At 72.9% G+C, this 22789-nt stretch carries 26 protein-coding genes and 1 riboswitch; of the genes, 16 read left to right on the plus strand and 10 right to left on the minus strand.

Annotated elements, in window-relative coordinates; genetic code table 11:
- Positions 1-34 precede the first annotated feature (34 nt).
- A riboswitch (cobalamin riboswitch) is annotated at positions 35-174 on the minus strand.
- Between the two features lie 301 nt (positions 175-475).
- The 5 genes from AB0M18_RS21455 to AB0M18_RS21475 all read left to right on the plus strand — a co-directional run bounded on the left by AB0M18_RS21455 (position 476) and on the right by AB0M18_RS21475 (position 7871).
- Entirely contained in the window at positions 476-2146 is a 1671-nt protein-coding gene (locus tag AB0M18_RS21455) for a hypothetical protein (RefSeq protein WP_365760290.1), read from the plus strand.
- A complete protein-coding gene (locus tag AB0M18_RS21460) occupies positions 2073-3371 on the plus strand; it encodes a cobalamin biosynthesis protein CobG (RefSeq protein ID WP_365760292.1) in 1299 nt (432 codons plus the stop codon). Before AB0M18_RS21455 ends, AB0M18_RS21460 begins: the two co-directional genes overlap by 74 nt.
- The gene (locus AB0M18_RS21465; protein WP_365760294.1) at positions 3368-4021 is read left to right on the plus strand and encodes a precorrin-8X methylmutase; all 654 of its coding nucleotides are present in this window, start codon (positions 3368-3370) and stop codon (positions 4019-4021) included. The genes AB0M18_RS21460 and AB0M18_RS21465 overlap by 4 nt, the downstream gene beginning before the upstream one ends.
- Entirely contained in the window at positions 4018-5517 is a 1500-nt protein-coding gene (locus tag AB0M18_RS21470; RefSeq protein WP_365760296.1) for a precorrin-2 C(20)-methyltransferase, read from the plus strand. The genes AB0M18_RS21465 and AB0M18_RS21470 overlap by 4 nt, the downstream gene beginning before the upstream one ends.
- A 308-nt stretch (positions 5518-5825) precedes the next feature.
- Entirely contained in the window at positions 5826-7871 is a 2046-nt protein-coding gene (locus tag AB0M18_RS21475; protein ID WP_365760298.1) for a PA14 domain-containing protein, read from the plus strand.
- Positions 7872-7926: 55 nt separating this feature from the next.
- Here AB0M18_RS21475 and AB0M18_RS21480 read toward each other — a convergent pair whose 3' ends face one another.
- Together AB0M18_RS21480 and AB0M18_RS21485 are read right to left on the minus strand one after the other, a co-directional pair.
- Entirely contained in the window at positions 7927-9498 is a 1572-nt protein-coding gene (locus AB0M18_RS21480; protein ID WP_365760300.1) for a serine hydrolase, read from the minus strand.
- 37 nt (positions 9499-9535) lie between these two features.
- Positions 9536-10279, minus strand: coding sequence for a cobalt-precorrin-6A reductase (locus tag AB0M18_RS21485; protein WP_365760598.1), 744 nt, complete (start codon positions 10277-10279; stop codon positions 9536-9538).
- 33 nt (positions 10280-10312) lie between these two features.
- Here AB0M18_RS21485 and AB0M18_RS21490 point away from each other — a divergent pair, with 33 nt between their 5' ends.
- Both AB0M18_RS21490 and AB0M18_RS21495 read left to right on the plus strand, forming a co-directional pair.
- Positions 10313-11446 carry a cobalt-precorrin-5B (C(1))-methyltransferase gene (locus AB0M18_RS21490; protein ID WP_365760302.1) on the plus strand — a complete coding sequence of 378 codons (1134 nt, stop codon included), beginning with the start codon at positions 10313-10315 and terminating at the stop codon, positions 11444-11446.
- A gap of 61 nt (positions 11447-11507) precedes the next feature.
- Positions 11508-12065: a GNAT family protein gene (locus AB0M18_RS21495; RefSeq protein WP_365760304.1), complete on the plus strand. Its 558-nt coding sequence runs from the start codon at positions 11508-11510 to the stop codon at positions 12063-12065.
- Here AB0M18_RS21495 and AB0M18_RS21500 read toward each other — a convergent pair.
- From AB0M18_RS21500 to AB0M18_RS21515, 4 genes are all read right to left on the minus strand, one after another.
- Positions 12052-12828 carry a hypothetical protein gene (locus AB0M18_RS21500; RefSeq protein ID WP_365760306.1) on the minus strand — a complete coding sequence of 259 codons (777 nt, stop codon included), beginning with the start codon at positions 12826-12828 and terminating at the stop codon, positions 12052-12054. The genes AB0M18_RS21495 and AB0M18_RS21500 overlap by 14 nt on opposite strands.
- Before the next feature lie 212 nt (positions 12829-13040).
- Positions 13041-13790, minus strand: a complete 750-nt coding sequence (gene cobM, locus AB0M18_RS21505) for a precorrin-4 C(11)-methyltransferase (protein WP_365760308.1) — start codon at positions 13788-13790, stop codon at positions 13041-13043.
- On the minus strand, positions 13787-15043 hold the full coding sequence (cbiE, locus tag AB0M18_RS21510) for a precorrin-6y C5,15-methyltransferase (decarboxylating) subunit CbiE (RefSeq protein WP_365760310.1): 1257 nt from the start codon (positions 15041-15043) through the stop codon (positions 13787-13789). The genes cobM and cbiE overlap by 4 nt, the downstream gene beginning before the upstream one ends.
- Positions 15044-15162: 119 nt before the next feature.
- On the minus strand, positions 15163-15297 hold the full coding sequence (locus AB0M18_RS21515) for a DUF6126 family protein (protein ID WP_365760312.1): 135 nt from the start codon (positions 15295-15297) through the stop codon (positions 15163-15165).
- Positions 15298-15407: 110 nt separating this feature from the next.
- Between AB0M18_RS21515 and AB0M18_RS21520 the strand changes: the two genes are divergently transcribed.
- The 4 genes from AB0M18_RS21520 to AB0M18_RS21535 all read left to right on the plus strand — a co-directional run bounded on the left by AB0M18_RS21520 (position 15408) and on the right by AB0M18_RS21535 (position 17734).
- Positions 15408-16487: an LLM class flavin-dependent oxidoreductase gene (locus AB0M18_RS21520; RefSeq protein WP_365760314.1), complete on the plus strand. Its 1080-nt coding sequence runs from the start codon at positions 15408-15410 to the stop codon at positions 16485-16487.
- 5 nt (positions 16488-16492) lie between these two features.
- Entirely contained in the window at positions 16493-17125 is a 633-nt protein-coding gene (locus AB0M18_RS21525) for an FMN reductase (RefSeq protein ID WP_365760316.1), read from the plus strand.
- Positions 17126-17231: 106 nt separating this feature from the next.
- Complete coding sequence (locus AB0M18_RS21530; RefSeq protein ID WP_365760318.1) at positions 17232-17492, plus strand: type II toxin-antitoxin system Phd/YefM family antitoxin; 261 nt, start codon at positions 17232-17234, stop codon at positions 17490-17492.
- On the plus strand, positions 17489-17734 hold the full coding sequence (locus AB0M18_RS21535; protein WP_365760320.1) for a type II toxin-antitoxin system RelE/ParE family toxin: 246 nt from the start codon (positions 17489-17491) through the stop codon (positions 17732-17734). Before AB0M18_RS21530 ends, AB0M18_RS21535 begins: the two co-directional genes overlap by 4 nt.
- A 32-nt stretch (positions 17735-17766) precedes the next feature.
- Here AB0M18_RS21535 and AB0M18_RS21540 read toward each other — a convergent pair whose 3' ends face one another.
- A complete protein-coding gene (locus AB0M18_RS21540; RefSeq protein ID WP_365760322.1) occupies positions 17767-18846 on the minus strand; it encodes a MerR family transcriptional regulator in 1080 nt (359 codons plus the stop codon).
- Between the two features lie 111 nt (positions 18847-18957).
- Here AB0M18_RS21540 and AB0M18_RS21545 point away from each other — a divergent pair, with 111 nt between their 5' ends.
- On the plus strand, positions 18958-19329 hold the full coding sequence (locus tag AB0M18_RS21545; RefSeq protein ID WP_365760324.1) for a VOC family protein: 372 nt from the start codon (positions 18958-18960) through the stop codon (positions 19327-19329).
- Between the two features lie 82 nt (positions 19330-19411).
- The gene (locus AB0M18_RS21550) at positions 19412-19912 is read left to right on the plus strand and encodes a hypothetical protein (RefSeq protein WP_365760326.1); all 501 of its coding nucleotides are present in this window, start codon (positions 19412-19414) and stop codon (positions 19910-19912) included.
- Here the strand turns inward: AB0M18_RS21550 and AB0M18_RS21555 are convergent.
- The 3 genes from AB0M18_RS21555 to AB0M18_RS21565 form a co-directional block, all read right to left on the minus strand.
- A complete protein-coding gene (locus AB0M18_RS21555) occupies positions 19906-20310 on the minus strand; it encodes a hypothetical protein (RefSeq protein WP_365760328.1) in 405 nt (134 codons plus the stop codon). The genes AB0M18_RS21550 and AB0M18_RS21555 overlap by 7 nt on opposite strands.
- Positions 20311-20407: 97 nt before the next feature.
- Complete coding sequence (locus AB0M18_RS21560) at positions 20408-20821, minus strand: RidA family protein (protein WP_365760330.1); 414 nt, start codon at positions 20819-20821, stop codon at positions 20408-20410.
- Between the two features lie 96 nt (positions 20822-20917).
- Complete coding sequence (locus AB0M18_RS21565) at positions 20918-21388, minus strand: Rrf2 family transcriptional regulator (RefSeq protein WP_365760600.1); 471 nt, start codon at positions 21386-21388, stop codon at positions 20918-20920.
- Between the two features lie 125 nt (positions 21389-21513).
- Between AB0M18_RS21565 and AB0M18_RS21570 the strand changes: the two genes are divergently transcribed.
- From AB0M18_RS21570 to AB0M18_RS21580, 3 genes are all read left to right on the plus strand, one after another.
- Positions 21514-21936: a hypothetical protein gene (locus AB0M18_RS21570; RefSeq protein WP_365760332.1), complete on the plus strand. Its 423-nt coding sequence runs from the start codon at positions 21514-21516 to the stop codon at positions 21934-21936.
- A complete protein-coding gene (locus AB0M18_RS21575; protein WP_365760334.1) occupies positions 21933-22382 on the plus strand; it encodes a hypothetical protein in 450 nt (149 codons plus the stop codon). The genes AB0M18_RS21570 and AB0M18_RS21575 overlap by 4 nt, the downstream gene beginning before the upstream one ends.
- A 120-nt stretch (positions 22383-22502) precedes the next feature.
- Positions 22503-22739, plus strand: coding sequence for a DUF2630 family protein (locus AB0M18_RS21580; RefSeq protein ID WP_365760336.1), 237 nt, complete (start codon positions 22503-22505; stop codon positions 22737-22739).
- Positions 22740-22789 lie beyond the last annotated feature (50 nt).

Consider the following 22789-nt stretch of genomic DNA (forward strand, 5'->3'; position numbering starts at 1 on the left):
GGCTCAGGCCCTTCCTCGGGGTGTCCGCGCCCCGGGTGGTCGTTGGACGGCGGGAGTTCCTGACTCACCGGCCCCCGGGATTCCCCCGAGGCCGGCTCACAGTGGCGGGACCGCGCCGGATTCTCACCGGGCTTCCTCCCCGGGGTCCTGGGACCCCATGCCGATCTGCATAGTAGGTCGTGTCCGTACCGCCTGTGCAGCCACCCAGGTTCATGACGTGACAATCAGGCATTGCGACTTTCCAACCGGTTCTCGGCGCTTTCGATCACCCAGATACTCGTTCGAGTGAAGCGCCTGCCGTTCACCGGCGGCTGCCCCCAGCGGTTGGCATCGTTGACAGCCGTTCGGAGAACTCGACGGAAGGGGGTGTTCAGTGGCGAGTGCAGCACGCAACAAGCGAAGCGGACTGCGTACGATCACGGACTCCTTCACCGTCGCCGCGCCTGTGGGTGCACGCATCCGGGACCGGTTACGGATGACCGAGGCCGACAGCGAAGTCCTCACCGCTGTCGGAAGGCACAACGGGCATCATCAGCGCGCCGATCTGACCGCCCGCCTCGCCCTGGGAAATGTGCGGCCGAAGGACACACAGCGCGCCGGGCGAAAGAACAGGCTCACGAAGGTTTCCTCCTCCCGCTGGGCGGGAGCGATGACAAGGACGACCGAGGACCAGTACCAGCTTTCTCTCCGCTGCCTGCACAGCGAGCGCGCGTCGTTGTGCAGCGCCATCGCGGCGATCACCCGGCGGTTGTCCGTTCCGTGCGGTCGGCGCAAGGCCACAACGCGGGGATACACCGACCAGGCAGAACGCTTCCAGAAACAGCGTCGCCTTCAGGTCCTCCAGGCACGGCTCAACCGGGTCGAGCAGCGCATCGAGGCCGGCCGTCCGGCAGTCGTCGTGGGTGGGAAGCGATTCGTCAAGGTACGCCACGGCCTTGCCGCCGCGCAGCTCACCGAGCAGCAGTGGCGTCGGCGGTGGGACGCCTCGCGACTGTTCCTTACGGCTGACGGCGAGTCCGGCGCGCCCCACGGCAACTACACGATCACTGTCGAGCCGGACGGCGGCTCCGTGAGCATCGCGCTCCCCGAGCCCCTACGACACCTGGCCAACGCCCCACGCGGCCGCTATCGACTGGCATGCGCCGTACGGTTTCACCACCGCCGCCAGGAGTGGCTTGATCGCGTGACCGCGAACCGAGCCGTTCGGTACGACATCGTCCTCGATCCGGTACGCGACCGCTGGTACCTGGACGCCTCGTGGTCCACCGACCGATCCGTCCTCCCCACCCCCGGGGAGATCCGTGCGGTCGGGAAGCGACTGCTCGGTGTCGACCTGAACGCCGACCATCTTGCCGCTTACGTCCTCGACTCACACGGCAACCCCGTGTCCGCCCCCATCACCTTGCCGTTGGAGATGACCGGATCGACCGAGACCCGCGATGGGCGCCTTCGGGCCGCCATCGGCGAGTTGATCGTCACGGCCCGGCAACACGGCTGCGCCGGGATCGCCGTGGAGAATCTGGGCTTCGACGACGCACGTGCCACCGGCCGCGAGACGATGGGCCGGGGCAGGCGCGGCAAGATGTTCCGTCGCACCGTCGCAGGAATTCCCACCGCACGCTTTCGCGAGCGGCTGCGCGCCATGGCCTTCCATCAAGGCTTGGTCGTCATCGCCGTCGATCCCGCCTACACCTCCCGCTGGGGCGCCCGGCACTGGCAGACCCCGATCCAACAGCAAACGAGAACCACTGTCACGCGACACCATGGTGCCGCCGTGGCGATCGGCAGGCGTGGCCTGGGTTACGGAATCCGGCGTCGGCCAGGTGTGACCTCCGCTCACCAGAGGATGAGCGCGAGGAGAGCTACCGGCCAGACCGGACTCCTTCCCGAGCCGCGCGGGACCGCGAACCCATCCAGGACGGCAGGCACGCCACGCAGAGGCGACAAGACCCGACCGCGCCGAGATGGCCAACTCGCGCTGTTCCCTGTTCCTCAGGACCGCTCGGAGGGACACCGGCTCAGGCCGGTTCATGGCGATTTGACCAGCCCTGGTCAGCGCCAGGAGGAGCGGTATGCTCGCCGCCATGCCGGCCACCCCACCAACCTCCTCCGACCTGGGCGAACCTCTCATACGGGACCGCGGTGACGCCTGCCCCGGGGCGTTGCGTCTGCATCGCGCCGATGACGGGTTCCTCGCCCGACTCCGGCTGCCCGGAGGGCGGTTGACGGAGGATCAGGTGCGCGTTCTGGCCTCGGCCGCCGAGGAGCTGGGCGACGGGGGGATCGGGATCACCTCGCGGGGGAACGCCGAGCTGCGGGGGCTCGGGGACGGGTGCGGCGGGGAGCTGGCCGCGCGGCTGCGGCAGGGCGGGCTGTTGCCGTCCGAGACGCATGAGCGGGTGCGGAACCTGGTCGCCTCGCCGGCCGCCGGGCTCGACGGACTCGGCCACGGTGACGTGCAGTTGTGGGTGCGGGAGCTCGACGGGCTGCTGTGCGGGACGCCCCGCGCCGCGGCGCTCTCGGGGCGGTTCCTGTTCGTCCTGGACGACGGGCGCGGGGACGTCGCCGGGCTCGGCGGGGATGTGACCTTGATCGCAGCGGAGGGCGGGAGCGCGCTGCTGCGGTGCGCCGGACAGACCTTCCGGGTCCCCGGCGCCGACGCGCCGCGCGCCGCGCTCGCCGCCGCGCTGGCCTTCCTCGACGCCGCCGACTCGGCCGGCAACGGCGCCTGGCGGGTGCGCGAGCTGCCCGAGGGGTACGCGCCGGATCTCACCGCCGCCCTCGCGCAGGCCGGGACGGCCGCAGAACCCGCACCCGAACCCGCGCAGACCGGGACAGCCGCGGAACCCGCACCCGAACCCGTACCCGAACCCGACCTCGGACCCGACCCCGTACGTCTTCCGCGGGCCGCGCCGCTCGCCCCCGGGCCGCTCGGCGCCGGCGCCCTGCATGTGCTCGCGCCGCTCGGGCGGCTCACCGCCGCCCAGGCGCGCGCCCTGCTCCCGGCCGCCGAGGTCCGGTTCACGCCGTGGCGCGGAGTGGTCGTCGTCGCGCCCGCGGCCGGACTGGCCGACCTCGCCGCGCACGGGCTCGTCACCACCCCCGACGCCCCCGCCGTCGGCGTCACCGCCTGCACCGGGCGGCCCGGCTGCGCCAAGTCCCTCGACGACGTACGGGCGGAGGCCGTCCGCGCCCCCGCCGGCCCGCTGCCCGTGCACTTCTCCGGGTGCGAGCGCCGCTGCGGCCACCCGCACGGCGCCTGGGTCGACGTCGTCGCCGCCGGCGACGGCGCCTACCTGGTGGACGGCGCGCCCACCCCCCGTACCTCCCTGATCGACGCTGTATCCACGGCCCGCACCACCACGAGATGAGCGAGAGCGACACGATGTTCGAGTACGAGAAGGACGGGGCGGAGATCTACCGCCGGTCCTTTGCCACGATCCGCGCCGAGGCGGACCTCGCGGGTCTGACCGACGACGTCGCCACCGTCGCCGTGCGCATGATCCACGCGTGCGGCATGACCGACCTCGTCCGGGACCTCGCGTACTCCCCCGGCGTGGTCGCCGCCGCCCGCGCCGCGCTGCGCGCCGGCGCGCCGATCCTGTGCGACGCGCAGATGGTCGCCAGCGGCGTCACCCGCAAGCGGCTGCCCGCCGACAACGAGGTGCTGTGCACCCTCTCCGACCCGGCCGTGCCGGGGCTCGCCGCCGAGCTCGGCACCACCCGCTCGGCCGCCGCCATGGAGCTGTGGCGGGACCGCCTGGAGGGCTCGGTCGTCGCCGTCGGCAACGCGCCGACCGCGCTCTTCCACCTCCTGGAGATGATCGCGAAGGGCGCCGGGAAGCCGGCGGCCGTGCTCGGCATCCCGGTCGGCTTCATCGGCGCCGCCGAGTCCAAGGACGCGCTCGCCGCGAACACCCTCGGCCTGGAGTACCTGGTGGTACGCGGCCGGCGCGGCGGCAGCGCCATGACGGCGGCCGCGCTCAACGCCCTCGCGCACGAAGCGGAGATCCAGGCATGAGCACGCGTACGAACACGGGCAGGCTGTACGGCGTGGGCCTCGGCCCCGGCGACCCGAACCTGATGACGGTGGCCGCGGTGAAGGCCATCGCCGAAGCCGACGTCATCGCCTACCACTCGGCCCGCCACGGCCGGTCCATCGCGCGCTCCATCGCCGCCGAGCACATCCGCGAGGACCACGTCGAGGAGCGGCTGATGTACCCGCTCACCGTGGAGACCACCGACCACCCCGGCGGCTACCGGGGCGCGCTCGACGACTTCTACGAGGAGGCCGCGGCCCGGCTCGCCGCGCACCTCGACGCCGGCCGCACCATCGCCGTCCTCGCCGAGGGCGACCCGCTGTTCTACGGCTCGTACCAGCACATGCACAAGCGGCTCGCGGACCGTTACGACACCACCGTCATCCCCGGCGTCACGTCGGTCAGCGCCGCCGCGGCGCGGCTCGGCGAGCCGCTGTGCGAAGCCGAGGAGGTCCTGACGATCGTCCCCGGCACGCTGCCGGAGGACGAGCTGACCGCCCGGCTCGCGGGCACCGACTCTGCCGTCGTGATGAAGCTCGGCCGCACCTTCCCGACCGTGAAGCGGGCCCTGGAGCGGGCCGGGCGGATCGACGACGCGCGGTACGTGGAGCGGGCGTTCATGGCGGGCGAGCGCACCGGGCGGCTCACCGACATCGACCCGGAGTCGGTCCCGTACTTCTCGGTGGCCGTGCTCCCGTCCCGTATCGACGAGCAGCCGCCCGTACGCGAACAGGGCGAGGTCGTCGTGGTCGGCACCGGCCCGGCCGGGGCCCCCTGGCTGACCCCCGAGTCGCGCGGCGCGCTGGTCAACGCCGACGACCTCGTCGGCTACACCACCTACCTCGACCGCGTCCCGGTCCTGCGCGCCTCGCAGCGCCGGCACGGCTCCGACAACAAGGTCGAGTCGGAGCGCGCCGAGTTCGCCCTCGACCTGGCCCGGCGCGGGCGGCGCGTCGCCGTCGTGTCGGGCGGCGACCCGGGCGTCTTCGCGATGGCCACGGCCGTCCTGGAGATCGCGGCGGAGGAGCGCTACGCCGACGTGCCCGTACGGGTCCTCCCGGGGGTGACCGCCGCGAACGCCGCGGCCGCCGCCGCGGGCGCCCCCCTCGGCCACGACTACGCGACCATCTCCCTCTCCGACCGCCTCAAGCCCTGGAACGTCATCGCCGGCCGCCTGCGCGCCGCCGCCGAGGCCGACCTGGTCCTCGCGATCTACAACCCGGGCTCCAGGTCCCGCACCCACCAGGTCGCCGCGGCCCGCGAGCTCCTGCTCGAACTCCGCGCCCCGGAGACCCCGGTGGTCGTCGCGCGCGACGTCGGCGGCCCGGAGCAGTCGGTGCGCGTGCTGACCCTCAAGACCCTGGACCCCTCCGAGGTCGACATGCGCACGCTGCTGCTCATCGGCTCCACCCAGACCCGGGTCACGGAACGCGCGGACGGCCGCACGATCACCTGGACGCCCCGGCGTTACGGCTGAGCCGGGGCCCCGGGGCCGAAGGCGTCAGGCTCCTGCTGCTCGACACCGGGCGGCAGGAGGCAGGGCTCCCCGGATCACTCCGGGTTGTCCGGGCCGGCGAACTCGAACGGGACCGAGAGGTGAGCGGCCAGGGCGCCAAGGCCCCCAACGCCGAAACCACTGGTCAGGAGCCAGGTGGGGCGGTAGAGTCCGCCCTCCGGCGGGACACCGGCCCCACCCGCACCGCCGCCCACATCAAGGCCCCACGCCTCGCCAGTGCACACTGCCGCGGCGCATCGCCGCGTGGTCCGGAAAGGGCCCAGTTCCACGTGATCACTCGTACCCGGCTGAGAGCGCTGGCCACGACGGCCACCCTCGCCGCCGCAGGCGGTCTCCTCACCGCCACCCCGGCCTCCGCGGCCGTCACCTGCACCTCCCCGGTGTGGAAGGCGGAGTTCTTCGCCAACAGCACGCTCTCCGGCACACCCAGGCTCACGGCCTGCGACGCCGCCGTCAACGAGAACTACGGCTACGGCGACCCGGCGGGCGTCACGCTGCCGGCGGACAACTTCTCCGTCCGCTGGTCCGTCACCCGCGACTTCGGCTCCGGCGGACCGTTCGCGTTCTCCGCCGCGACGCAGGACGGCATCCGCGTGTACCTCGACGGTGTGCGCAAGATCGACCTGTGGCGGAACGTCTCCACCACGCAGTACAAGACCGTCAACCTGACCGTCCCGGCCGGCCGGCACACGATCCGCGTGGACTACGTGGCCTGGACGGGCACGGCGAACGTGAAGTTCACCTACGCCCCCCGTACGTCGGCCACCGTCGACACGGTCCGCCCCCTCGCGCCGACCGGTCTCTCCTCCTGGTACGACCGGGCCGGGAACCGGTTCTACGTGAGCTGGGCCGCCAACAAGGAGATGGACCTCGCCGGTTACCGCCTCTACCGGCGCACGGGCACAGCCGGCTGGGCGAAGGTCAGCGGCACGGCACTCCTGAGCGCTCCTCGGTTCACCGACATCCCGCCGGCCACCGGCCAGAGCTTCCTCTATGAGGCCCGAGCCGTCGACAAGGCCGGCCACGAGTCCACCGGCAGCGCGGACGTGTCGGTCACCACCGTGGACCGCACCGGTCCCGCCGCCCCGACCGGCGTCACGGTGACCAGCGACTCGACTCTCACTCGCGTGTCCTGGCCGGCGGTCGTCGACGCCGCCCGCTACGAGGTGTCCGTCTCATCCGCGCCCACCGGCCCGTTCGAGTTGGTGGGGCGGACGACCGCGACGTCCTACTGGACCTCCGCGCCCGAGAACACCCTGCGCTACTACCGTCTTCAGGCCTTCGACGCGCTCGGCAATCCCTCGGCGTACTCGTCCACGATCACGGGGGACGGTGTCGACCGGACACCGCCGCAGTCCCCGACGGTCCTTGACACCTACGTCCGCGTGGACACGACCGGGGTCTACTGGACGGCACCCGCCGCCTTCTCGCAGGACTTCTCCAACGGCGGGACCTACCACGTCTACCGCTCGCCCGGCACGACGCTCGACCCCGCCGCGCTCACCCGCGTGACCTGTGGCGAGGACAGCCATTTCACCAACTACCAGAGCGACTGCCAGGACCGGGACATGGCCGCCGGCACGTATTACACGTACGCCGTCGCGACGGTGGACCCCACCGGTAACGAGTCGGCGCTCTCCGCCCCGGTGACTGTCCGCACGGGCGACCGGGTGGCCCCCGCGCCGGTCACCGGCCTGCTGGCCACCCCGCGCGGCGACGGCATCGTCCTCGGCTGGTCCGCCCCGGCCGACGACGACATCCACCAGTACCGCGCCTATCGGGGAGTGCGCCTGGACGACGGCACGGTCCGCTGGCTGGGTGGCTGCGCAACCGAATCGGCCCAGGCACGTGTGAGCCTCTGCGCGCACATCGCGGACGGGGAGACCTATGTCTACACGGTCGTCGCCGTGGACCGCTGGGGCAACAGCCTGCCACCGTCCTCGCCCGAGGCCCCGACCGTCACCGCGACGGAGCTCGATCTGCGGCCGTCCGTCGAGGTCGTTCAGGAAGGCCACCTCAACGGGGTGAGCGGGTCGACGCTCACCTTCTCCGCGCCGCACGTCCGCTGGTACTGCAGCGACCCTGCGCTGTGCTCTCAGGTCGACCGCTACCGCATCAGCAGGTGGAACCCGGCGACTCAGGCGTACGAGACGCTGGACGAGCAGACCCAGTCCGCCGCCGTCACCGAGTACTGGCACGAGGACGGGACGGCCGAGCCCGGCATGACGTACTTCTACCTCTTCGAGGCGCTGCGTGCGGACGGGAGCGCGGTCATGAGGAAGGCCTGGGGCTGCGTCTACGTCGGCCACGTCTGAGGAAGGCCGGGAGGCCGACCCCGTCACGACCGGGCACTTCCACGGCCGAGCACTCTCACGACTGCGGCGCGCCACGGGTGAAGGTGCCCAGGCCCTCGCTGTTCAAATACTCGACGGTGAACGACCGGCCGTCCGGGGAGAAGGTGACACCGGTGCGGCCCACGGCGTTCTCGCCGCGGGTCTCGAAGCTGAAGGTGTCGCCGGAGTAGTGGGTCAGCGGGTAGGACTGGGGCTTCGGCCCCAGGCGGAGGGTCAGCACGCCGTCCGCATCGGCGACGACCTCGGCGCGCCCGTAGTACGCGTTGTCGAAGCGGCCGGTGTAGGTGTCCGCGGCCTGCGCCGGGGCCGCGTCGGTGGGCGGGTGGGCGTAGTCGGTCTTCGACCGGCCCGCGTCCGCCTCCTGCTGGTAGAGCGCGTCGACGAGCGGGATCCAGTCGCGGCTGATCCTCCCGGTCTGCGCGATGTCGAAGAAGTCGAGGGCGACGGCGTCGGCGACGCCGACCGGTGAGGTGTTGGTGAGAACGACGATGCCGAGCTGTTCGCCGGGCAGCATCGTCACGTTGGTGTGCGCACCCTCGGCGAACGCGCCGGTGTGCGAGAGGCGAAGCCGGCCCTCGTCGTCGTAACTCACGTTCCAGCCGAGGCCGTAGAAGCCGGTGCGGCCGGCCGGGGCGTGCGGCGGGTTGGAGACCGACTCGGGCCAGTGGGTGCGTTCCAGGGCTTCGGCGTCGACGATCCGCCGGCCGTCGAGTTCGCCGTTCGCGAGCTGGAGGCGCAGCCAGGTCGCCATGTCGCGCGCGGAGGAGCTGACGCCGCCGGCCGGGGACTGGGCGTCGGGGTCGCGGACGAACTCCGGTTTCCAGACGCCGTCGACCTGGACATGGCCCCAGGCCCGGTCGGGGGAGTCGGCGTAGTCGGCGAACCGGGAGCTGGTGGAGTCCATGCCGGCCGGCTTGTAGAGGACGTCGTCGGCCAGCTTCTCCCAGGGCACGCCCTTCTCGTCGGCGACGGCCTGGGCGGCCGCCGTCAGGCCGAAGTTGGTGTACGCGTAGCTCGCGCGGAACGGCGCGAGGGGCTCGTAACGCAGGTGGGACAGGATGTACGCCCGGTCGTAGCCGAGGTCTTCGAGGAGGTCGCCGGCGTGGTCGGGCAGCCCGCTGCGGTGCGAGAAGAGGTCGGCGACCGTCACGTGGGAGGTGACCCAGGGGTCCTTGAGGACGAAACCCGGTACGTGCGGGGCGACAGGCTCGGTCCAGCCGTCCGTGCCGACGGCGCCGGCGACGATCGTCGAGGCGATCGGCTTCGAGACGGACGCGAGCTGGAAGACGGTGTCGGCGTCGACGGCGGCCTGCTCGCCCGCCTTGCGCACCCCGTAGCCCTTGAGAGCGAGGACCTTGCCGTCGTGCACGACGGCGACCGCCGCGCCCGGCACCCCGGTGCGCTTCATGGCCGCCTCGACCACTCCGTCGAGCCGGTCGACCGCGCGCTGCACGTCCGCGTCGTCGAGCTGGGGCGGCGGCTGGGGCGGGGGTGGCGAGGGCCCGGGCGCGGCGGTGGCGAGAGTGGGGGCAGTGGCGCCGAGGAGGGCCGCGAGACCGACCGCGGCCAGCCGTCGAACGGTGCTCATTCCTCCATTGAACGGCCGCGGTCGGCCCCTGTCGCGCTCAAACGCGCAGGGCCCAGGCGGCGGCCTCCTCGGGGGTCGCCGCCGTACGGATCCCCTCCGGTACGGGCGGGCGGCGGACCACGACGACCGGGATGCCGGCCTCGCGGGCGGCCTGGAGCTTGGGGGCGGTGGCGGCGCCGCCGCTGTCCTTCGTGACGAGGACGTCGATCCGGTGATGCCGGATCAGGTAGCGCTCGCCGTCGAGGGTGAACGGGCCGCGGTCCAGGAGGACCTCGGTGCGGGCCGGCATCGGGTCCTCGGGGGCGTCGACGGAGCGGACGAGGAACCACTCGGGGCGGGCGGCGAAGGCCGCGAGGCCCATCCGGCCGGTGGTGAGGAAGACCCGGTCGACCCGGCCGCCCCGGTCGCCGAGCCCGTCGAGGGCCCGGGCCGCCTCCGCGAGCGAGGCCACCTCGTGCCAGTCGTCCCCCGCCACCGGGACCCAGCCGGGACGGCGCAGCGCCAGCAGGGGAACATGGGCGGTGGCGGCCGCCTCGGCCGCGTTGAAACTGATCCGTTCGGCGAAGGGATGGGTGGCGTCGATGACCGCGTCCACGGAGTGCTCGCGCAGCCACGCGGCGAGCCCGTCCGCGCCGCCGAAGCCGCCGATCCGGACCTGCCCGGCCGGCAGCCGGGGCGCGGCGACCCGCCCGGCGAGGGAGCTGGTGACCTTCATGGACGGATCGAGCAGCCCGGCCAGGGCGCGGGCCTCGGTCGTCCCGCCGAGGACGAGTACGTGCAGGGGAAGCCGCATGGGAATCCTGGGGGTCCGTTCGTGAGTGCCGGCGGGCGTGCGGCCCAACTCAAGCACACCGGTCTGCGGCCCGGCTGGACGACCGGTGCCTGTGCGACGGCGGCGACGACCGCCGCGTACACGGCGCTGCTCACCGGGGAGTTCCCGGACCCGGTGACGATCACCCTGCCGAAGGGGCAGACGCCGGCCTTCGCACTGGCGGTGGAGTCGCTGGACGGCACCGAATCGGCGACCGCCGGCGTGGTGAAGGACGCGGGCGACGACCCGGACGTCACCCACGGCGCGTTGATCCGCTCGACGGTACGGCTCCTGCCGCCCGGCTCGGGGGTAGTCTTCCGGGCCGGTCCCGGGGTCGGTACCGTCACCCTCCCCGGCCTGCCCCTGGAGGTCGGCGAACCGGCGATCAACCCGGTGCCCCGGCAGATGATGCGCGCGCACGTGGCCGAGGTCGCGGCGGCGCACGGCGGCACCGGCGACGTCGAGATCACCCTCTCCGTCGACGACGGCGCCGAGATCGCCCGCTCCACCTGGAACCCGCGGATCGGGATCCTCGGCGGCCTGTCCATCCTCGGCACCACCGGCATCGTCGTGCCCTACTCCTGCTCCGCCTGGATCGACTCGATCCGGCGCGGCGTGGACGTGGCCCGCGCGGGCGGTCTCACGCACGTCGCCGGCTGCACCGGCTCCACCTCCGAGCGCACGGTGACCGAGCTGTACGACCTGCCGGAGATCGCCCTGCTCGACATGGGGGACTTCGCGGGCGCCGTCCTCAAGTACGTGCGCCGCCACCCGGTGGACCGGCTGACCGTCTGCGGCGGCTTCGCCAAGCTGTCCAAACTGGCCGCCGGCCACCTCGACCTGCACTCGGCCCGCTCCCAGGTCGACAAGTCCTTCCTCGCCGGCCTGGCCCGCACGGGCGGCGCGTCCGAGGCCCTCGTCGCCGAGATCGCCGCCGCGAACACCGGCCTCGCCGCGCTCCGCCTCTGCGAGGCGGCCGGGGTCCCCCTGGGCGATCTCGTCGCCGCCCGCGCCCGCGACGAGGCCCTCGCGGTGCTGCGCGGCGCGCCGGTCGCGGTCGACGTCGTCTGCATCGACCGGGCGGGCGTGGTCGTGGGCCGGTCGGCGACGGCGGGGCCGGGCGCCCTCCCGGCCTGATGCCCGGTCCGAGGCGGAAAACCGGGGGACTTCGCACCCGGGCGCCCCGGACAATGCCCGCATGACGACCGACTTCTCGCACAAGCCCACGCTCACCGGCGAACTCGTCGTGCTCCGCCCCGTCACCGAGGACGACCTCCCCGCGCTCCTCCCGATGCTCCAGGACCCCGAGATCGGGCGCCTGACCGGCTCCCACGCCGACTTCACCGAGGCCGCGCTGCGGCAGTGGTACGCGACCCGGGGCGCCCAGACCAACCGGCTCGACCTGGCGGTGGTGGAGCGGGCGACGGGGCGGGTGGTCGGCGAGGCCGTGCTGAACGAGTGGGACGCGCCGAACGAGAGCTGCGCCTTCCGCATCAGCCTCTCCCCCGACGCCCTCGGCCGCGGCCTCGGCACCGAGGCGACCCGTCTGATCGTCGGATACGGCTTCGAGGCGGTGGGCCTCTACCGGGTGTGGCTGGAGGTGTACGCCTTCAACCCGCGGGCGCGCCGCGCCTACGAGAAGGCCGGCTTCCGCGCGGAGGGTGTGCTGCGCGGGGCGCTGCTGTGGGAGGGGGATCGGGTGGACGCGACGGTGATGGCGGCGCTGGCGCCGGAGTGGGGGATTACTCGGGCTTGAGCGCCCTGCGGCGCTCGTGCTCGGCGTCGAGCTCCGCGAGCTCTGCGCGGGCCGCAGCCCGTTCGGCCTCCGTGACCGGCGGGAACGGCACATCCTCGTCCTGTGGGTAGCCGATCTCCCGTATGTCCTCGGCCAGGTCGGCGAGCTCCAGCTCCGGGTTGAGCGCCGCGACGACCTCCGCCGTCAGAGGCTCCAGCGCCAGCACGTGGCGGACGGCCGCGACGTCGACCTCCGTCTCGTAGTAGTCGGCGGCCCACTCCGCGTACGCCTCGGCCGAGCGGTCGACGAGCAGCTCGAAGAGGTGGTCGGCGCCGTCCGGCTCGCCGTCGCCCCGGGCGGGGAAATCGATGGTGCCGGTGCGCCAGGCGGGGTCGGCGGGGGCGCGCCAGAGGCAGGCGGTGACGGCCGGGGCCGCCTCACCGTCCTCGGCCTCGGAGACGTACGGCCGAAAGGCCTCCGGTACGGAGTCCAGGACGCCCGGCCAGACCTCCGGGTCGTCCATGCGCGCCCAGGGGCTCATCGGCGCCTCGTGCGCGAAGCCCTCCACGTAGGCGCCCGCCGCCGAGAAGACGATCCGGAACTCGTCGCCCTGACCGTCCCGCATGGAGGCCCGCTCCTCACCCTCCGCCCAGTGGGCGTCGAACGAGTAGTACCTGCCGTCCCACTCCGGGCTCAGCACGGCCTCCAGCATCGCGAGCCCCCGGCAGTGGTCGCGCAGTTCCCCGATGCCCGGCAGCGCGCGGGCGACGTCGTAGACGGTCACGGGGACATGGGAGCACACGGCACTGACAGTCGGCCCGTTCCGCATGCGCGGCCCTGCCCCCGACCCTAGGCTGGCGCCACGGCAGTCCCCAACGCGTCATCGAAAGGGAGTCCCATGGCGAAGCGCGGCAACAAGAAGCGGGCCCGCAAGAAGAAGAAGGCGAACCACGGCAAGCGGCCCAACGCGTAAGGGTCGGACCGCGGGCGGGACCGTCAGCAGGTGTGGCGGTCCCGGGCCGGGTCGTAGAGGTGGCTGTCGCGGAACTCGGCGGCGGCCAGGGTGCGGCCCACCACGATCACGGCGGTCCTGGTGATGCCGGCCGCCTTCACCTGGTCCGCGATGTCCTCCAGGGTGCCGCGCAGCACGACCTCGTCGGGGCGGCTGGCCATGGCGACGACGGCGGCCGGGCAGTCGGTGCCGTAGTGCGGGACGAGTTCGGCGACGATCCGGTCCACGTACCGCGCGCCCAGGTGCAGCACGAGCAGCGCGCCGCTGCGGCCCAGGGTCGCCAGGTCCTCGCCCTCCGGCATGGGGGTGGCCTGCTGGGCGATGCGGGTGAGGATGACGGTCTGGCCGACGGTCGGGACGGTCAGCTCACGCTTCAGCGCCGCCGCGGCGGCGGCGAAGGCCGGGACGCCCGGCACGACCTCGTACGGGATGCCGGCCGCGTCCAGGCGCCGCATCTGCTCGGCCATCGCGCTGAACACGGACGGGTCGCCGGAGTGCAGCCGCGCCACGTCCTGGCCGGCCTCGTGCGCGGCGGCGATCTCGGCGACGATCCGGTCGAGGTCCAGGTTCGCCGTGTCGACGAGCCTCGCGTCCGGCGGGCACTCGGCGAGCAGCTCGCGCGGCACGAGCGAGCCGGCGTAGAGGCAGACGCCGCACTTCGCGAGGGTCCGCGCGCCGCGCAGGGTGATGAGGTCGGCCGCGCCGGGGCCCGCGCCGATGAAGTAGACGGTCATTCCTGTGTAGAACCCTTCGTTACGGACCACTGGGTGACCGGCATGGCCTGGCGCCAGCCGGTGAAGCCGCCGACCGGCACGGCGGCGGCGACCGCGAGCCGGATCAGCTCGCCGCCGTGGCGGCCGTACCACTGGGCGAGCAGCGCCTCGGACTCCAGGGTCACGGTGTTGGCGACGAGCCGGCCGCCGGCCGGGAGCGCGTCCCAGCAGGTGTCGAGGAGGCCGGGGGCGGTGAGTCCACCGCCGACGAAGATCGCGTCGGGGACCGGAAGATCCGCGAGGGCGGCGGGCGCGGGGCCGGTGACGACCTTCAGTGCCGGTACGCCGAGGGCGGCCGCGTTACGGGTGATCCGCGCCGCCCGCTCCTCCGACTTCTCCACCGCGACGGCGCGGCAGGGGACCGGGCCGCGGTGCGCCCGCATCCATTCGATGCCGATGGAGCCGGAGCCGCCGCCGACGTCCCAGAGGAGTTCGCCGGGCGCGGGCGCGAGCGCGGCGAGGGTCGCGGCGCGCACGTACCGCTTGGTGAGCTGTCCGTCGTGTTCGTACGCCTCGTCGGGCAGGCCGGGCGTCGTCCCGAGCCGCGGGGTCGTGGCGGCCGGGTCGCGCACGCAGTCGAGCGCGAGGACGTGGAGGGCGTCGGTCCGCTCGTACGGCCAGTCGGCGGCGGTGCCGTCGAGGACCCGCTCGCGCGGGCCGCCGAGCTGCTCCAGGACCCGGATCCGGGTGCCGCCCCAGCCGCGCTCGCGCAGCAGCGCGGCGACCCGCGCGGGGCTCTCGGGCCCCTCGCCGAGGACGAGCAGGCGGCGCCCGTCGTACAGGGCGGCGGTGAGCGCGTCGAGCGGGCGGGCGACCAGGGAGACCGTCTCGGTGTGCTCCAGGGCCCAGCCGAGCCGGGCGCAGGCGTACGAGACGGAGGACGGGTGCGGGCGGACGTCGAGCCGGTCGGGGCCGAGCAGCTCGGTGAGGGTGCGGGCGATCCCGTAGAAGGAGGGGTCGCCGCTGGCCAGGACGGCGACGGCGCGGCCCTCGTGGGCGGCAAGGAGGCCGGGCACGGCGGGGCGCAGCGGGCTCGGCCAGGGGATCCGCTCGCCGGGGCACTCGGCGGCGGGGAGCAGGTCGAGCTGGCGGGGGCCGCCGATCAGGACGTCGGCGGCGCGGAGGGTGCGGCGGGAGGCCTCGGGGAGCCCGTCCCAGCCGTCGGCGCCGATTCCGACGACCGATACCGCGGGCACCGATATCGCAGCGTTCACGTCGGCGACTCTACGTGAGGCCCACAGGTCCGCCGCTATGCGGTGCGGGTCACTTCGCGCAGGTCACTTCGCGCAGGTCACTTCGCGCAGCTCGCATCGGGCAGGTCACATCGCGCAGGTCACTTCGGGGCGTGCTCGCCCACGTAGAAGAGCAGCCAGATGAAGCCCGCGAGGGCATGGGTCACGAAGACGTAGATGAAGACACGGAGCATCACGCCCCGCTCTTTCCACCGTTCCATATCGAAGTCCGCCATGCCCACCAGGGTACGGGCCCGGGAATACGGCGCGAGTGTGCGCCGTTGGACGCGATGGTTTAACATTCAACCAACAGCTTCAGGGCATCGAAAGGCGAGAGGTGAGCACGATGCAGTTCGGGATCTTCACCGTCGGCGACGTGACGGCCGACCCCACCACCGGCCGGACCCCCACCGAGCACGAGCGGATCAAGAACACCGTCGCCATCGCGCTCAAGGCCGAGGAGGTCGGGCTCGACGTCTTCGCGACCGGCGAGCACCACAACCCGCCGTTCGTACCGTCCTCCCCGACGACGCTCCTCGGGCACATCGCGGCCCGCACGGAGAACCTGATCCTGTCCACGTCCACGACCCTGATCACCACCAACGACCCGGTGAAGATCGCCGAGGATTACGCGACCCTGCAGCACCTCGCCGACGGCCGCGTCGACCTGATGATGGGCCGCGGCAACACCGGCCCGGTCTATCCGTGGTTCGGGCAGGACATCCGCCAGGGCATCCCGCTCGCCATCGAGAACTACGCGCTGCTCCACAGGCTGTGGAGGGAGGACGTGGTCGACTGGGAGGGCAGGTTCCGCTCCGCGCTCCAGGGCTTCACGGCCACCCCGCGCCCGCTCGACGGCGTCCCGCCGTTCGTCTGGCACGGCTCCATCCGCTCGCCCGAGATCGCCGAGCAGGCCGCCTACTACGGTGACGGCTTCTTCGCCAACCACATCTTCTGGCCGAAGCAGCACACCGAGAAGATGGTCCGGCTCTACCGCCAGCGCTACGCCCACTACGGGCACGGCACCCCCGAGCAGGCGATCGTCGGCCTCGGCGGCCAGGTCTTCATGCGGAAGAACTCGCAGGACGCGGTACGGGAGTTCCGCCCGTACTTCGACAACGCGCCGGTCTACGGCCACGGGCCGTCCCTGGAGGAGTTCAGCCGCGAGACCCCGCTGACCGTCGGCTCGCCGCAGGAGGTCATCGAACGCACCCTGTCCTTCCGCGACTACGTCGGCGACTACCAGCGCCAGCTGTTCCTGATCGACCACGCAGGACTCCCCCTGAAGACCGTCCTGGAGCAGCTCGACATCCTCGGCGAGGAGGTCGTGCCGGTGCTGCGCAAGGAGTTCGAGAACCTGCGCCCGGCCGGCGTCCCGGCGACCGCCCCGCTCCACCCCGCCGTAGCCACGAAGAAGGAGGCGTAACCCTCATGCGTACGCTCAAGCTGGTCGCCGTGTCGGCAGGCCTCAGCAGCCCCTCCTCCACCCGGCTGCTCGCCGACCGGCTGCTCCAGGCCGCCCGCTACCGGCTCGCCGAGCAGGAGTACGCGGTCGACGTCGAGGTGGTCGAACTGCGCGACCTGGCCGTCGACATCGCGAAGAACCTCGTGACGGGCTTCCCCTCCGAGAAGCTCCAGGAGACCATCGACAAGGTCACGGGCGCCGACGGGGTCATCACCGTCACGCCGGTCTTCACGGCCTCGTACAGCGGTCTGTTCAAGTCCTTCTTCGACCTGATCGACCCGGCCGCGCTGACCGGCACCCCGGTCCTGATCGGCGCGACCGGCGGCACCGCCCGCCACTCGCTGGTCCTCGACCACGCGCTGCGCCCGCTCTTCGCCTATCTGCGGGCCATGGTCGCCCCGACCGCCGTCTACGCGGCCTCGGAGGACTGGGGCACGGGCGGCGACGAATACACCGAGGGCCTGCCCCACCGCATCAACCGTGCGGGCGCCGAGTTCGCCGAACTCGTCGCGGCCCGGCCGGAGCGGGCGGAGACGGAGGACGAGGTCGTGCCGTTCGAGCAGCAGCTGGCCGGTCTGGCCGACCTGCGCCTCGACTAGGGCCTGTCCGGCGGATCAGGGTCGGACAGGCCCTAGGCCTGGTCGACCAGGCCCAGACCTCGCAATCCGATCGCAGGAATGTGCACACTTCTGTAAGGTCGTGAGCATGACGGAGACCACCTACTCGATCGTCGAGGCCCGCGCCCGGCTCGGTGCCATCGCCCGCGAGGTCAGCGCCACCCGCGAACCGGTCGCCATCACCGACCACGGACACACCATCGCCATACTGATCAGCCCCGCCGACGCTCTTGAGCTCCAGGAGATGCGGGCGCTGGCCGCCTACCGGGCACGGCGAGAGCGCGGCGAGTCCGCCGGCATCCCGCACGACGAAGCACTTCGCCGCGTCTTCGGCGGAGACGAGGCGTGACGTACCAGGTCATCTGGGAGCCCGAGGCCCTCGTCCAGGCGGAGCGGTTCGCCAAGGACGACCCCGACGGGGTGCGCCAGGTCTTCACTGCCGTCGACCGCCTGGCAGACGATCCCCGCCCCGACGGCTCGTTCGGAAGTTCCGAGATCCTGCGCATCCACGTCGGGATCTACCGCGTCCTGTACGAGATCAGCGACATGCAGGTCCGGGTCAGTGTGATCCACCTCGGTCGCCTGCGCTGAGCAGGCGGCACGGGGTGGGTGGCGAGAGCCCCCTACTGGTCCACGACATCGGCGAGGACGCACGCCACATTGTCCGGGGCGCCCCGGTCCCGGGCCCGGCCGATCAGCTCGCGGGCGGTGGCCGCCGGGTCCGCACCCCGTGTGAGGGCCGGGGCGATCTCCTCGGCGGGCACCACGGCCGACAGGCCGTCCGTGCAGAGCAGCAGGCGGTCGCCCGCGCGGAGTTCGTGGAGCGCCAGCTCCGGTTCCGGCGGCACGTCCCCGCCGTCGAGAGCCTTCAGGAGAAGCGCCCGGTCCGGGCGGGCGGCCGCCTCCGCCGGTGAGAGCTCGCCCGCGTCGACGAGCTCCTGGACCACGGTGTGGTCCCGGGTGAGCCGACGCAGGGCGCCGTCCCGCAGCAGGTACGCGCGGGAGTCGCCCACATGGGCGAGCGCGAGCCGGTTCCCGGCGAGGAGGGCGGCGGTCAGGGTCGTGCCGGACTCGGCGCACCGGGCGACTGCCTCGTTCGCCTCCCGCAGCCCTGCCTCAAGGGCGTTGAGCAGATCCCCGGCCCGCGTGGGCGTCGGTACGGCCCCGAGCGCGGCGACGGCGCCAGTCGCGGCGGCCCCGCCTTCGGGGCCGTAACCGTCGGCGACGGCCAGCAGGCGGGCGCCCGCGTGGGCCGCGTCCTGCTGGGACGGGCGTGTCAGGCCCGGGTCGAGCAGCAGCGCCGCCCGGAACGTGAGGTCGGGCGTACGCGGGTTCCTGTCGTTCATGCTGTTCATGCCGGTGGTGCCTTTCATGCGGTCCACCAGGGAGGCCGCGAGGTCCCGCCGCGTCGCCGTCTCGTGCTCGACGCGCGCCCAGTACGCGCGGATCGCCCGGGCCGCGCCCGCCGCGTCCGTCTCGTACAGGGCGCAGACCCGCCCGATCTCGGCCAGCGGCATGCCGATCCGCCGCAGCCAGCCCACGAGCCGCGCCCGTTCCGCCTGCTCGCCGGCGTAGTACCGGTAGCCGGAGAACGGGTCGACGCGGGCCGGCCGCAGCAGGCCGAGCTCGTCGTAGCGGCGCAGGGCCTTGGGCGTGAGGCCCGTCGCGCGGGCGAAGTCGCCGATCGTGAGCATCGCGTCCATGGTCCCAGCCTCCCTGACCGGGCCCCGTGGCCCGGCACGCGCCACGGTGGGCCTTCCCCGCGGGGGAATGTCAACGGGCGGGCGGCCATCACCCGCCGCATGATGGCGGGCATGGACATCAAGCTGGAGCTGATCGGCGTTCCCGTCACCGACATCGACCGGGCCAAGGCCTTCTACGAGCGGGTCGGCTTCCACGCCGACCACGACGTGACGGTCAGCGAGGAGATCCGCTTCGTGCAGATGACCCCGCCCGGGTCGGCCTGCTCGATCGCCTTCGGCAAGGGCATCACCGAGATGACCCCGGGCTCCCTGGACAACATGCAGGTCGTCGTCACCGACATCGAGGAGGCCCACGCCGACCTCACCGGCCGCGGCATCGACGTGAGCGCGATCGACGACCAGCCCTGGGGCTCCTTCGTCTACTTCGCCGACCCCGACGGCAACCGCTGGGCGGTGCAGCAGACCGTTCCCCGTAACGGGTAGGAGTACGGCTCCGCCGCGCGGCGGAGAGGGAACGGACCGCGGGGCGACGCGGTGGGCGCAGGCCGGGCGGGAGCCTGGGGGCATGTCGAAGACACCAGAGGTCGTCCCCGCCCCGCCCCGCTGGGCCGTGATCGCCGCGCACGCCGTGCCGCTGCTCGTGCTGCCCGCCGGGCTGTGGCGGCTGGCGCTCGGGTTCGGACTGCCGGTCGCCGAGAGTTCGCCGTACCTGAACGCCGAGCCGGCCACGCTCGCGTACATGATCGGGCTGACCGTGCTCGGCGAGCTGCTCGCCTACCTCACCCTCGGTCTGGTCCGGCCCTGGGGCGAGGTGTTCCTCGGGCGGCGGGTCGACGCGCGGCTGGCGACGGGCGCGGCCCTCGTCGGGAGCGCCGGGCTGTTCCTGGCGGTCGGCTGGTCCGTGTACGCCGAGGTGGCGGGCCTGGCGGCCGGGGATCTCACCGTGCTCACCCCGGCCCAACAGGCCCTGTTCCTCGGCTGTTATCTGCCGCTCGCCGCCTGGCCGGTGCTGCTTGCGGCGGTGGCGGTCGCCTACCACCGGCGGCGGACGCTCGCCGGTCAGTAGGGCGCGGGGCGGCCGGCCGCGTCCTCGTGGGTGTAGAAGCTGTAGTAGGCGAAGGCGGTCGTCACCCCGGCGACGATCAGGCCGACTGTCGACGAATACAGGACACTGTGGCCGGAGAGGCCCACCAGGAAGCCGATCGCGATGCCGGCGAGGGCGCCCCAGGCGACCGCGCGCAACTCGCGCCGCAGCCGCCGGCCGTAACGGTGCAGGCTGTGGATGGCGACGGCCAGCACGACGGCGCTGATCAGACCGACCCAGAACTGGCTCCAGGCCAGCGGGCCGCCGTCCCGGAGGATGACCGGGGCGTACAGGCCGTAGCTGATGCCGACGATCACGGGCAGTGCCCAGCCGTGGGTGCTGAACTGCCTGCGGGCGGGGACGGCTGCGTGTGCTGCCATGGCGGATGCTCCTTTCCCGCACGGTGCGCACCTGAGGGTGCACCCTCCAGGGCACACCCCCGCCCCGCCCGCCGCAAGTGGATCAGGGCCCGTCCGTCTACGGACGGACGGCGACCGCGTCGATCTCGAAGAGCATCCCGGGCAGCGCCAGGGCCGCGACCCCGCTGAGGGTCTGGGCCGGGAGGCGGTCGCCGAACGCGGCGTGCAGGGCCTTGCCGAGGACCTCCAGCTTGGCGAGGTCGTGCTCGACGATGTACGAGCCGAGCCGGACCACGTGCTCGAAGCCGAGGCCCGCGCCCGCCAGGGCGTGCCGCAGGTTGGCGAGGGACAGCTCGACCTGGGCGGCGAAGTCGCCGGGGACGGGCGCGCCGGTGGCGTCGGAGGCGTACTGGCCCCCGATGAAGACGAGTTCGCCGGGCGCGGAGACGGCGTGGCTGTAGCCGAAGGGCGTCGGGTCGTGCAGGGTCGCGGGGTTGGTGATGGTGCGCTGGTCGGTGTGCGGAACGCTCATGACGTACGTACTTCCTTCCATGAACACGACATTGGATGTCCAGAATCAGGGCCTGAGGAAACCGGGGAGGCCATGGCCCCGTCCACCGGAACGCCGTCAGGTCGTCGCGAACCAGCGGCGGATCCGGTCCGGCGCGCCCGGCGCCTGCCGTTCCGCCCTGGCGCGCACGTCGGCCAGGTTCTGGGCGGCCAGTTCGCGCCGCCAGGCCAGCTCCGCGCGGCCCATCGCGTCGGCGATGGCGCACTCGGCGGTCGGACGGCCCGTGCCCGCACCGGGTCCCTGGCCGCGGATCTCGGTGCAGCGGAAGGCCTCGTCCGGGCCCTCGATCGCCACGACGACGTCCATCAGCGTGATCCGGTCGAGCGCCCGGGCCAGCCGGAAGCCGCCCCGGGGCCCGGAGACGGAGGTCAGGATCCCGGCCCGGACCAGGGCCTGGAGCTGCTTGTTGAGGTAGGGCGCGGGCAGTTCGTGGTACGCCGCGAGCCGGGCCGCGGTGACCGCCCGCTCCTCGCCGATCCAGGCGAGGTTGAGGCAGCTGTGCATCGCCCACTCCACACCCTCGTTCATCCTCATGATCCTGGATGCTACATATCCAGGATAGGCGTGTCCAGGAGGGCCTGTCCGGGACGGCACCTCACCCGTACGGCCCAGCAGAAGATTCGGAACCGAACAGACGCTCCCACGATGAGCCCATGAGCAAGAACACCGAATCTCCGCGGCCGTCGACCTCCGGCGCCTGGGCGTCCAGCGGCACCATGTTCGCCGGCGTCCTCATGCTGGTCATCGGCGTCATCGACATCCTCCAGGGCATCGCCGGCATCGCCGAGGACGACATCTACACGCGCGTCGGCGACTACGTCTTCAAGTTCGACCTGACGTCCTGGGGCTGGATCCACCTCTGCCTCGGCGTGATCGTCGCCATCGTCGGCGCCGCCATCCTCAAGGGCGCCGAGTGGGGCCGTATCGCCGGCATCGCCCTCGCCTCGCTGAACATCGTGGCGCAGTTCCTGTTCCTGCCGTACCAGCCGTGGTGGGCGCTGTTCTCCATGGCGGTGTCCGTCTTCGTCATCTGGGCGCTGGCGGCGGACAAGTCGTACGGGAGTGACTCCTGGTGAGCCGTCGCCGCACGGCCTCCACCGCCGCGCTCCTGGCCCTGGCCCTGGCCGTGTTCGGTCCGGTCGCCCTGACCGGCTGCGACGAGGCCGCGGACAAGGCGGGCGAGATCGTCTCCTCCGCCACCGCCGCCGTGGCCTCGGCCGCGCAGCAGAAGATGGACGAGGTCAAGGACGGGGTCAACGCGACCGGCGACGTGAAGGCCGGAGCGACGTCCACGGACGGGGACCGCACCGTCGCCGAGATCACCGCGACCAACCCCGAGGACAAGACCGCCGACTACACGGTCATGGTCGACTTCCGGGACGCGGACGGGAACCTCCTCGACGCCGTTGTCCTCACCATCGACGACGTGGCGGCCGGCGGGTCCAAGACCGGCACCGCCCGCAGCAACCGGACCCTGTCCGGCGCCACCCAGGCCCAGGTCGCCCAGGCCCTGCGCCACTGAGCGCGGCGGCCCCGGCCCGTCCCCGGCCTCGGCCCCGGGCCCCGGGCCCCGCCCCGGAATGGCACCGATCGGCGCCCGCCCGCCTCGCGGAGCGGGCGCCGATCGGCCACGCTGGAAGACATGGAGAACGACGAGATCCTCGAGAACATCGGCTCTCTCGTCGAGGAGGAACGCTCCCTGCGCCAGCGCGTCGGCGGCCTCCGCGACGAGGAGCGCGCCCGGCTCATCGAGCTGGAGGTCCAGCTCGACCAGTGCTGGGACCTGCTGCGGCAGCGCCGTGCCAAGGCCGAGTTCGGCGAGGACCCGGACACCGCCGCCGTCCGCCCGGCGGCCGAGGTCGAGGGCTACCGCAGCTGACCGGGTACCCGACGGAGCTCCCGACAGCGCACCCGACCGGGCCCCGGGGC

This window comes from Streptomyces sp. NPDC051909, from assembly GCF_040681095.1.
Classification (GTDB): domain Bacteria; phylum Actinomycetota; class Actinomycetes; order Streptomycetales; family Streptomycetaceae; genus Streptomyces.